Raw genomic sequence first — 11,817 nt, forward strand, 5'->3', positions numbered from 1 at the left:
ATGAGAAAGCTAAATTACTGAATCGGCTTGGTTCAGTAATTTAGCAGCTTGGTACTCGCCGAAATGTGCAATAATCTTTGATTGGCCAGTCGGGCGGTAGTCTCTGATTTCAACGAGTCGGCAGACGCGAATTCAAATGTCTGTGAATCGGTTAGCAATTGGTCTGCATATTCAGGAGCCGAAGTGCCGCCATCTTTTGGCGCTATTGGCGAAGAATTGTACATTTTTTCTACACTGTCGTGCTGGGCCGTTCCATACCGGGCTTCTTTTTGCATTACGCACAGTACCAGTAAAACTGAGGCAATTAGAAGTGTAATTCCATTTTTCATGTTAAGAGATGCCTATTGTTTAGGGTTCTAAATCAGACAACACTTTCACAAAGAGCAAATATTGCGCCAGAAGGTTGGAATCACAGTTTCAAATGGTGACAAAAAAGCCTGTTTTCACCGGGAAACAGGCTTTTTTTAAATATTTCGATATATCACTGTACTATTGCGGTGAATTCGATCTCAACAAGGTAGTCGGCCGACACCAGTTTGCTGATTTCATAAATCCCTGTGGTGGGCTTAATCTCCCCAAAATATGCGCCATGTGCGCGGGCGATGTCTTCAAAAAGGGTAATATCCGTTGTGAAAATTCGTGTGCGAACCACATCTGCGAGGCTTGCGCCCGCATCTTGCAACACTTTCTCAATGCGTTCGATGATATTGTTGGTTTGCGCATAAGCATCATCGGCCTTCACTTTTTCGCCGTCCACGATAGCCACCGTCCCGGCCACTTCAATGATATTTCCGATCCGTACTGCCCGGCAATACCCCATTTTGTCTTCCCAGGGAGATCCTGAGAGTATATTTTGTCTTGACATATTATTGGTTAAGTATTTGAAAACGTAAATATAAGCACGTGCTGCTAGTTTTGCCGTTCCTCTTCCCAAATCGCAAGCGCCAGCCGGATTTGCCCGTAATCGTAACGTTCGTTCAGTAGTTCGAACAGCGGCTTCAACGGATCATTTTTTCCGACGTGAATTTCTTCGGCGGCGGCGATGATGGTTTTGTAGGCCTCGGGTTCAATGAGTGATTTTAAGTCGACTCCGTGGCCGTCTTCTTTTAGCTTCACCAAATGCGAAATGATCGTTACTGGGTTCAAATTCCGTTTTTCTGCGATCGCTTTAATGGAGTAGCCTTCCTTGTAAAGATCGAAAGTTTCTACGAAAGTCATTCCTTTCATCACACGGGTGCCAGGCGCATTGTTCTCCCGGGCGAAATCGAGGATTTCGTTGATGAATGCTTCGCCGTATCGACGGAATTTTTCGGCACCTACACCTGAAATAGCCTTCATTTGCGCTTCGGAAATCGGCTTTTTCTGGGCCATTTCCGAAAGCGAAGTGTCGCTGAATACGACATATGGCGGGACGCCCAGTGTATCGGCAAGCTGCTTGCGGAGCTGGCGGAGGCGTTCGAAAAGGGCATCGCGGATGATTTCCTGTTTCGGTTTTTCCTTTTTTAACAATTCTTCCTCTTTCGCTTTTCGCTCGGCGAGCGGGATAAATTTTACGAGTTGTATTTGCCGCTCGCCTTTCAAGACCTGCCAGCTTACAGGATTCAGTTTAAAAGAATGCGCCTCGTCGTAAGCAATGTCCATGACGCCGGAGTTCAGCATTTGCCCCAGGTATTCCGACCATTCGTCGCCGCGCAGCTCATGCCCGACACCGAAAGTAGGAAGCCTTTCGTAGCCGTGTTGCAGGATATTCCGGTTGCGGCTGCCGCGGAGAATGTCGATAAGCATACCCATGGCTACCTTCTGTTCGGTGCGGGCAATGCCTGATAATGCCTTTTGGGCGATAATGGTGGCGTCGAAGCGGGTTCGCGGGTTGCGGCACACGTCGCAGTTGCCGCAATCGTGGTCCACCGGCTCATTGAAGTAGCTCAAAAGAATGCGTCGGCGGCAAATGTCGGCTTCGGCATATTGCTTCATCCGGTTCAGTTTTGCGTGTAGCAATTCTTTTTGCTCAACCGATTGATCGGAATTGTTAATCATATCCTGCCGGGTGATAATGTCCATGTAGCTGTAAAATAGCACGGTATCCGCGCTCGCTCCATCACGGCCCGCCCGCCCGATTTCCTGGTAAAAGCTCTCGACATTGGATGGCAGGTTATAGTGGATTACCCAGCGGACATTCGATTTGTCGATCCCCATTCCAAATGCGATCGTTGCGACGATGATTTGAATATCGTCTCTCAAGAAATTCTCCTGCACTTGCGAGCGCTTGTCGCCTGTCATGCCCGCGTGGTAGTACGCAACGCGAAAGCCTGCCTTTTGCAAGCTGGCTGCCACCGTTTCAGTACCTTTTCGGCTGAGGCAATAAATAATACCGGGCTGGCCTTCGTGCCGGTTGATGAAGCGCTGAATTTGTTCGATTCGCTTTCTTCCGGGTAATACATTCAGGCTCAGATTTGGCCTGTCGAAGCTGGAAATGAAGGTTTCGGCGTGCTCGATATTGAGTTGTTTGAGGATATCGCGGCGAGTGACGCGGTCGGCAGTGGCGGTGAGGGCTACAATCGGCACGTCGGGGAAGCGGACTTTTAGAAGGTTCAGCTGGCGGTATTCTGGCCGGAAATCGTGGCCCCAGGACGAAATACAGTGTGATTCGTCGATGGCGAACAGGCTCACGTTCCATTCCCGCAGCAAATCGAAGGTATTTCCTGCAAAGAGCCTTTCCGGCGCGATATAGAGCAGTTTCAACTCCCCGAGCTTGATTTGCCACATGATCTGGTCCTGTTCGGTGCCCGAAATAGTGGAGTTGAGGAATGCCGCAGTAATGCCATTTCCACGCAATGCCTCAACCTGGTCCTTCATCAGGGCGATCAGCGGGGAGATTACAACGGTAAGCCCTTCACGGAGCACAGCCGGTATTTGAAAACAGACTGATTTGCCACCGCCCGTAGGCATAAGCACCATGCAATCGCGGTTAGCCATGATGGTGTCGATGATTTCGGATTGCTGAGGGCGAAAGGAGTCGTATCCGAAATATTTCTTTAATGCTTCAAGTTTGTTAATGGACATGATGTACTGATTAATGGTATTTACTTCAAAAGAATTTCCTTTCGCGCAGCAAAAATACGGCTTCAAAACTGATACATCACCTGTACTTTGGCCTCGCTTCGCTTGTTACCGTTAATTTCGTTGAGTCCTGAACTGATCTTTTCAATGTCTGAATACCGTGTTTGCGACCATCTGAGCCATATTTTAAGCTGTTTTGCAATGGTATAGCGCAGCATTAAATAATGCCGGGTACCGGTGTCGTAATAGGCCGGGATCGAGAATGCGTAGAGCATATCTTTCTCATACACATATTGCCGGCTGTCGTAGTCATCGGTTTTGAAAAACGCCAGCCGACCGCTGATTTCAACTTTTTTCAAATGCCAGGACACGTCCTGTACGATCGTAAAGCCGTTTGAGCCTTTGGAATGCCCGTTTTTCAGCCCGCCATATTGCAGCCGCGTCCGGAATGCGCACCGGAGCGGAATTTCGTAATCGATATTGAACATAGCTGTCCGTTTAATGGATCGGATCAGCGATGGATTAACGACTTCTGCCGCAGGATCATTAACCTGCTTATGCTTCTCATGAAACAGCCCATAGGCACTCAGCCGCTTCGAAGGTTTCCAGAGTAAATGCAGGAAATAATCGAATCCGCGGGAAGGTTTATCGACCTGGTATTTCAGCCACGGGAACCGGAAATAATCGAAATAGGCGCTCCATTGCCACTTCCGGGAAGGCGACCAACGCATTCCGGCATAGGCGCCGCGCTCATTAATAGGCCGCGTACCTTCGCCGATAGGATTGCCGTAAAATGTGTGAAAGTGGCGGGGATAATGCCGGGCCATTACCGATACATCGACTTTCCTGCCAACGCTTGCAATGAGGCCGCCGATTGCGCCGGTGCCGCCGCTTTTGGAAATGGCGGTTTCGGCGAAGAAACGGATGTTTTGCCAACGGTAGTCGCCATGCAGGCCGGCAATCAGGTTCTGCCTGCCCGAAAATTCATACCGGTTATAAGGCAGATCACGCTTTTGGATAAAAGAATCATAACCGGTATGGAGCATTGTCAACCCAACCTGGCCCTTTTGCGAAGCCAGTCTATGCAGCAGATGCAAACCTGCAATCTGCTCGCGAAGCACATTGTGTTTCTCAATTTCCGAAGGCGTGCGGTGGTAGCCTGTAATCGGTAGCGAAGTCGTAATGCTGGAATGAATGCTGTCCGCCTCCTGGGTGGCGTCGCGTTTGGTTTTGGAGATTAAAATGGTCAGATCGGTGCGTGGGATAATACGCCACGTAGCTGCAATGCCCCGGAAAAAGTTGGCTTCGGTGGCCGAGGTATAAGGTTTAAGGCCGGTTGTGCTCCTATAAGCGGTTCGGATCACCTCCGAACCCTTTCCCAGTGAAAATCCTGCGCCGGTGATCATTCCTTGTCCAGCCTGCATTTGAAAATCGCCGATAATCAGACTTTTAAGCCTCCCCCTGTTGAGGATTTGTGCATGAAAGGAAGTGTAATCGATGCCCAAAATCTGCCTGCGTGCATTCCAGTGCCATATTTCTTCGCCAGCATCTTTTTCCAATGTAATTCCAAAACTATACGCGCCGCTCCGTGCATTGCGGTAGCGGATGTAGCCGTTGAAAGGAGGCCCCTGATAGCGTGTAGTCGCATTAGAGTTTGAGTCCAGCGGTGCGAAACCCTTTTGCCGCTCCATCAATTTACCCGAACGAACCATCAGGAAATGCTGACCAGGATTTTTCAATGCATCTTGAATGGAAATTGCTTTGGTACTAATTGTTATAAAGGGTAGTAATCTCCGAGTCGTGTAAATGTCAAACCCTGGAACAGCCTGTAATTCGTAAAGCGAGAGCAATGCACCCGTTTTTGCACGGTAGTCGAAAAAGGAGCGGAGCTGTTCTTCGCTTAAAATAAATGTGGCGGCAAGATCGTCCGGTGTGGCGGTGTTGAGATCGAGCGGACTGGCGTAGAGCTGCAAAAGCGCCTCGTAAAGGTCTTCGGAGTCGTCGGGCGGGACAGGGAAGAGTTCGGCGATGAACTGGTTGATGTCGATCTCAGGCCGGGGTGGCTCCTGGGCAAAGGCCAGGAAGGGAATGCAAATGCCGAGCAATGCGGCTGCCCATAGGGAATAGCCGGTAGGAAACCCTTGAAGATCAAAAGCGTATGTGGTTTTCATCGATCTCAGCATACGCTTTTGATATGAATGAAAAGGTTAAAAGGCTTTCAGACTTAAATCCAGACTTCGCGCCTGATGCGTGAGCGCACCGCTGGAAATCCCATCCACACCGGTTTCGGCCACTGCGCGTAATGTTTTTTCGGTAATGTTGCCCGAAGCCTCCGTCTCGTACCGATCGCCGATCCGCTTCACTGCTTCCCGAAGGTCGTCCAGCGAGAAGTTATCAAGCATAATAATGTCGACCTGGCCGACACGCAGCACCTCGTCCACTTCGACAAGGTTCCGCGTTTCGATCTCGATTTTCAACTTCCGGCCGGTTTCTTTCAGGTACTTGTTAGCCCCCGTAATCGCCGCTTCGATGCCGCCGGCGTAATCCACATGGTTGTCTTTCAACATGATCATGTCGTAAAGGCCCATCCGGTGGTTTACCGCTCCGCCGATTTTCACCGCCATTTTTTCAAACAGCCTGAAATTCGGGGTCGTTTTGCGGGTATCGAGCAGTTTTACAGGCAAATCCTTGATCAAATCCGACATTTGCCGCGCATAGGTGGCGATACCGCTCATGCGCTGCATAATGTTGAGCACCAGTCGTTCGGCTTTCAGGATCAGGCGGGCGTTTCCTTCTACCGTAAAAACAATATCTCCTGTTGATACGACGGAACCGTCAAAAAGTAACACATCAATTTTCGGAAGGGGGTAACCGTAATATTTTGCGGTTTCATCGAAGATAATCTGCGCCACTTCCACACCGGCGAGTACGCCGTCCTGTTTCACCAGCAGCTTCGCACGTTTGGTGGCATTTTCGGGTACGCTGGCGAGGGATGAATGGTCTCCGTCACCGATATCTTCCAGCAATGCAAGCCTGAGAAGATTCCGGAGTTCGTGGGGGTCAGTTTCCATTTTGGTAGAAATTAAAATCAGTAGGTTTGTTGCCGGTAGGCCATATTATAGCGGATGGCAATCGAAAAGATATTGGAGTTGGTGGCGACCTTCGCGTCCTGTGACGTTACTTTCCGCATCAGGTAGCGGCCATCGAGGAACAGATTGTGAGCCAGAGAATACGACAAGCGCAAATCGGTAAATAAGGTTGTCGCTTTAATGCCCTGGCCGATTTTCTGGTTTTCTTCGCTTTGCCCGTCCCGACCTACATGACGGGTTTCGTAACTTTTCGAAATATCGCCTCCGTAGTTCATCAAAGGCTTATCAGAAGGATCTTTACCCTGCATGGCCGACATAACCGTGCCGTAAATCGATAACCTTGGCGTGACTTTATAGCGCAAAATTCCCAGATACTCCCGGAAATTAGCCCCCAGCGGGTGTGCGAGCGCTTGCCCGTAATGCATGTAGTTGCGCCCTCCGTCCTTGTGTGAGTACGTGTAGGGGCGCACGACGTTGTATTCTGCCTGTAAGTCGAGGTTAGGTATGCCAAATGCGTCCACATATTTGGCACCGAGCTGGAAGCTGTATTTGTTAGTCCAGGATCCGCTGCCATTAAAAAGGTATTTGGTCAAAAATTCATCTAGCACAAACTGGCTGTAAATGGAGGCGGTTTTGCCCACCAGCCAGCGGAAGTCGAAGCCGAGCAATGCATTGTCCTGACTACCGATGTAGGATTCTACATAACGATAGAAGATAATGGGGTTGAGGTAATTGAGGTCGTAGCCGCCGCCCACGGAATCGCGGTTGAAAACTTCGGCTTCAAATACCCCGAAATTGATTTTGTCGGTCAGGTTAACGCTCAAATGGTGGATCGCCGCGAATTTCTTTTTTCTTAAAAATTCAGAGAAGCCATCCTCGGCGCCGTCGATCATGCTGGTCCAGAGGTTGGTATAATGGAACCGGCCGAGCTGGGTATCTAATCTTAAAAATAAATAAGGACTGCTGTTGTCGGAAAGGATCAGCGAGCGGTAACCACTGCCGAAAGTGTTGTAATCGTGCCCGAATTTTACATTAATCGCTTTCAGCGGGCGGAAAGTAATATAACCGCGTGCCGAAAGGAAGTCGTTGCCGTGGTTGCGGGTTGCTTTCGCGAGCCCCTCACCCGGGAAGCTGTATTTCGGCGCAAAGGCACTTACATAGCGCGGAAAGCGACCCTGATTATCGGATACGAAGGTATAAAAGCCCAGCTTTTCATTGATCATCCCCCTGATCTCGACCCCACGGCCGGTAAACCAGAGCGTCTGATGCGACGTGGTGTCGTAGCTGTTGTCTTTTCCGATGAAATTGGTAGTAGTAAAATTGAAATGCAGGTCGAAATCTTTGTTGTGGATGCTGTACAGATCGGCAGGGTGATGGAAAAACTTGCGTTTCTGCCCCGGAGGCGGTGATTTAAACCAGCCCAGCCGCGCCAGCTTGTTATATTTGGCCGAATCGGTGGAAATCATTCCCTTGGTCCATTCCCAGCTGTCCTCGCGCAGATAATCGATCGTTTCCCAGTCGCGGTCGGTCAGGTCAACGGTGCCTTCTTTTAATATGGAGTCGGTTAACGCAACTACCGCTTTACGCTCAAAAGGCTTGGCGTTGAAATGAAAACCTTCGGAAAATTTACCTCTTTTGATTTCCAGACGATCAATGAGATGATAATAGTCGTCGTTTAGCGGAACGAAAGCACTTTGCGCGTGTACGTAAGCCGAGGATACCAGTGTTAAAAACAGTAATTTAAAAAGCCGGATAATTCCTTGATACATAGGCAACAAAAATCTACTACGACCGCAATTGGAGCTTTTGCACGTAATTTTTAGAAATGGTGTTCCAAATTACGTCAATGAATTTGTATTATCTTGCATGGAGTAGTCTAAAAAACTGTCACTCCCATGTTTTTACTTTCCCAGAAACCTTCCATAGCAGATCACTACCTGGCCGAATTGCGTGACGTAAATTGTCAGAAAGACCGGATGCGGTTTCGCCGGAATATGGAACGGGTAGGAGAGCTGCTGGCTTATGAAATGTCCAAAACGCTCACTTTCAAAACGGAGAAAGTAGAAACGCCGCTCGGTACCGCACCGTGCCGATCGATGTTGCAGCCCATCGTGCTGGCTACCATTCTGCGCGCCGGGTTACCGTTCCACCAGGGCTTCCTGAATATTTTCGATAAGGCCGATAATGCATTTATCGGGGCCTACCGTGGGCACCATATCAATGCAGAGGAGGAGTTTACGGTTGAAATGGACTACATTACCAGCCCCGATCTGACGGGTAAAATCCTGGTGATGATCGATCCGATGCTGGCGACCGGCCGCTCCATGGAGAAGGTTTACCATGCATTGCTGCGCTTCGGCATTCCTTCGCAAACCCATATTGCTTCTGTCATTGCCAGTCCCGAGGGCGTTCAGTATCTGCAGGAAAGAATACCGCAATGCCGCCTCTGGCTCGGTGCTGTGGACCAGAAGCTGAACGAGCAATATTATATAGTGCCAGGCCTCGGTGACGCCGGCGACCTGGCTTTTGGCGAGAAATAGATTTTCCTGCACTCAGTTCAGCAATTCATCAAACATAATGGACACATAGTACGTGCTGCCCACGTTCGGGCTGCCGTATGACTGGAAGTAAGATTTCCCGAACAGATTCGTGCCACCCAGCTTGATGATCGATTTGATCGCGGGCACTTTCCAGCTAACCTGCGCATCAAGGTTACTGATCGCCGGCACCCTGGTGTTCGAGAATACCGGCACATCGGTGGTCGTAGGCACGACAAAGCTCGACTCCCACAAAAAAGCCTGCTGGTAGCGGTACACGACATTGAATCCCCAGGTGTTGGAGCTGGTAATGCGGCGGCCAAGGCTCACATTGTACCGGTATTTAGGAGTATTGAATTGCGAATACTGCACTTCCGGCGATGGAATAAAGTCTTTCAACTCATTGTTCGCCACATTACCGCCGATATTGAATCCCTTCGGCAATGCATAATTCAGCCCGATCGCGAAGCCGCGCGTGGTGATCGTCTCGGTTGTATTGACGGTCCGCGCGTATCCCTGGTAGCTACCCACTCCAATGCCTGATTCAATCGGCAGGCCCGGCGCGGCGGCAGCCGTCGGTACCACGATCACCGTTCCGCCAATGAGGTTTTTGTATTTGCTGATATAATAGTAGGCGTCGATGAAGAGCTTTTTCGCGATAATGCCTTTATAGCCAACCTCATAGGAGGCAATGCGCTCCGGTTTCAGTTTCACCGGCTGGTATTTAGGCAGTTTCCCCAATGCATACGCCTTCGCCAGGTCAGGGACCAGCGCCGGAACCTGGGTGGCGAGAATACCCGGCAATTGCGCCGACAATACGCCCGGAAGCGTTTGGTTGACGCCCGCCTTGATGGCCGCCTGGATCACTGCCGGGTCGTTCGGAATGGTTCCAGCGGCTACGCCCGCATTAACCTGCGCGGTCACCGCCGTGGTGACTTGTTGCGTAATGGCAGCGGTAGCCTGTTGGGTCACTACCACCGTAGCATATTGCTGTGCGCTCTGGACCACCGATGGGTCACTTTGCACCACGGCCATCACCGCAGCTTCGGAAAGGTTTTGCCGGAGAATGCCACTCGAAAGGTTGTAGCGTGAATCAAACTCAGGCAAACCGCCAACCAGCGTTCCCGATGGTGTCCGGAGGTCGATGTATTGGTTCTGCGTCGTGGGGATACGGAAGCCTGTTTGATAAGAGAGGCGGATATTGTGCTCGCCAAATGTGGTAACCGCCGACACGCGCGGCGTGAACTGGCCGTCGAAATTCTCGTTTTTGTCGTAGCGGATTGAGCCCGTCAGTTTCAAATGGTCGGAAAGCAGGTTTTTGCCGGCTTGCACGAATGCGCCCCATTCATTAATAGGTATTGTTCCGTCGCGGCCCTCCTTGGTATCGGCAAATAACGTCCCGGCAGAGCGGAGCGTGTAAAGGCGGTAGTTGGCTCCGGCGATCAGTTCCAGAAAGCGGACCTGGTTTTTGAAATTGTAAAAGCCTTCTGCGTGGTACATATTGGTTTTATCTGCAAAACCACCTCCGCCGTTCACAATCGGCATGTTCCGGTATTTATCCAGCAGCTGGTTAAAGGTGGCGCTGCCCGGTTGCGGCATTCCCTGATCAGCAAACTGCCGGGCGGTTGCGTGTGCATCTGCCTCCGCTGCGCCCGCATCACGCGCCTGTACAAAGGCGCCCACATATTGTCCGAACCAGGTATTGTTTGGTTTGATCTCGCCGAGCATGGAAACCGCCGCGAGGCCTGCGAGGTACGACTTGCCGGAACGTTCCTGTGTGGTGTATGCCCTCACGGTAAAATTGTCGCCCCGAAGCTCCAGTTTGGCCTGGGTAAGGTTAAAATCTCGCAATGAGTAACGGCCGGTACCGGTATAGACCGTGGTTCCATAGCCATAATTGACTTGCGCAATGGCCTCCACTTTTTCGTTCAGGCGATAATGTAATGCGGCATTAGCCTTGAAACTTTTGGTATCGTAATCCACCAGGTCCCGCTCCCGGATCCCGGTGCGGCTGACAAAAATATTGGGCACAAGCCCCACCTTATCCTGAGGAATCTGCCTGGACGCAGCAAGCGCTTTCGCTACCGCGTTGATATTCGTCTGGATTTCATCGCCGTATACATTCGTACCGTCGTAGTCGAGGTCCGTGCCTTTTCCGCGGCTCGGATCCGCATTACCGCCTACGTTCAGGTTTGTATAATTGGTGGCCTCCCAATCTTTCGCCTGGATGTAGGACAGGTTTACCTTGAATGCAAATTTGTTGTTGAATGCCTTTGCATAACGGATGGTAGCCTCTGCAAACGGGGTGGTGGCTTTTGAGCGATTCTTTTCATGCATGATTCCGCCTTTGAGATTCGCGCTTAACCCCTGATAGAGGAACGGACTTTTGCTGTTCATTAATACCAATCCATTTACCGCGTTGGGACCGTACAGCGCCGATGCCGCGCCGGGAAGCACCTCTACGCTCTCGACGTCGAGCTCGGACATACCGATGATATTATCGAGCGGAAAGTTGAGTCCCGGCGCCTGATTGTCCATACCGTCGATCATCTGCACGGTACGCGGGTTACCCGTCGCACCAAACCCGCGCATGTTGATGGATTTGAACAAGACACCCTGGGTGGTCATGTCGATGCCTTTCAGGTTTGCGAGTGCGTCATAAAAATTGGTTGCTGGCGTGTCTCGAATACCCCGGATATCGAGCTTTTCTACCGCTACCGGCGATTTCATCACGCTTTCCTCCACACGGGAGGCCGAAACGACAATTTCCTTACCGAGCACCGGCTGTTCCACCATTTTGATATCCAGGTCCGACATGCTGGCAGTGACCGCAATTTCCTGCGTTTGGAAGCCAACGGAACTGACAATGATAGAAAATGGGGGATTCGAGGTGGTACTGAGAGAAAACTCACCTTTCGTGTCGGTGATTGTACCGGCTACTTTACCCTGTATACGAATGCTAACGCCGGCCAGTGGTTCCTGGGTAACCGATTCGGTAACCTTTCCGGTCAAACTAATCTGCGCAAAAGAATGTTGGCAAAACAACAATAAGAAAAACAAGAGAGGCAGATTTCTGGGGGATGCAGAAGTTCGGATCATGGTTGGTTAGTGGGTTGATGTCTGTAACAAGT

Annotated in this window: 8 protein-coding genes; 1 reads left to right on the top strand and 7 read right to left on the bottom strand. The window is 50.6% G+C overall.

Annotation, left to right across the window (positions count from 1 at the left end; translation table 11 throughout):
• Positions 1 to 32: 32 nt before the first annotated feature.
• The 6 genes from AC2YIT_RS21665 to AC2YIT_RS21690 form a co-directional block, all read right to left on the bottom strand.
• Entirely contained in the window at positions 33 to 275 is a 243-nt protein-coding gene (locus tag AC2YIT_RS21665) for a hypothetical protein (RefSeq protein ID WP_430850688.1), read from the bottom strand.
• A 206-nt stretch (positions 276 to 481) separates the two neighbouring features.
• Entirely contained in the window at positions 482 to 865 is a 384-nt protein-coding gene (locus AC2YIT_RS21670) for a RidA family protein (protein ID WP_430850690.1), read from the bottom strand.
• Positions 866 to 909: 44 nt separating this feature from the next.
• Positions 910 to 3,063: a DNA helicase RecQ gene (gene recQ / locus AC2YIT_RS21675; RefSeq protein ID WP_487280574.1), complete on the bottom strand. Its 2,154-nt coding sequence runs from the start codon at positions 3,061 to 3,063 to the stop codon at positions 910 to 912.
• Between the two features lie 62 nt (positions 3,064 to 3,125).
• Positions 3,126 to 5,231 carry a ComEA family DNA-binding protein gene (locus AC2YIT_RS21680; protein ID WP_487280575.1) on the bottom strand — a complete coding sequence of 702 codons (2,106 nt, stop codon included), beginning with the start codon at positions 5,229 to 5,231 and terminating at the stop codon, positions 3,126 to 3,128.
• A gap of 36 nt (positions 5,232 to 5,267) precedes the next feature.
• Positions 5,268 to 6,131 (bottom strand): carboxylating nicotinate-nucleotide diphosphorylase, encoded by an 864-nt coding sequence (nadC, locus tag AC2YIT_RS21685; RefSeq protein ID WP_487280576.1) that lies wholly within the window; start codon positions 6,129 to 6,131, stop codon positions 5,268 to 5,270.
• A 17-nt stretch (positions 6,132 to 6,148) separates the two neighbouring features.
• Positions 6,149 to 7,918, bottom strand: coding sequence for a capsule assembly Wzi family protein (locus AC2YIT_RS21690; RefSeq protein ID WP_430850698.1), 1,770 nt, complete (start codon positions 7,916 to 7,918; stop codon positions 6,149 to 6,151).
• Positions 7,919 to 8,044: 126 nt separating this feature from the next.
• On the opposite strand from AC2YIT_RS21690, the gene upp reads away from it, so the two are divergent.
• On the top strand, positions 8,045 to 8,689 hold the full coding sequence (upp, locus tag AC2YIT_RS21695) for a uracil phosphoribosyltransferase (RefSeq protein ID WP_223406303.1): 645 nt from the start codon (positions 8,045 to 8,047) through the stop codon (positions 8,687 to 8,689).
• A 12-nt stretch (positions 8,690 to 8,701) separates the two neighbouring features.
• Here the strand turns inward: upp and AC2YIT_RS21700 are convergent, their stop codons facing one another.
• A complete protein-coding gene (locus tag AC2YIT_RS21700; RefSeq protein ID WP_487280577.1) occupies positions 8,702 to 11,785 on the bottom strand; it encodes a carboxypeptidase-like regulatory domain-containing protein in 3,084 nt (1,027 codons plus the stop codon).
• Positions 11,786 to 11,817: the final 32 nt, after the last annotated feature.

It is taken from the genome of Dyadobacter sp. SRI_021 (assembly GCF_057586235.1).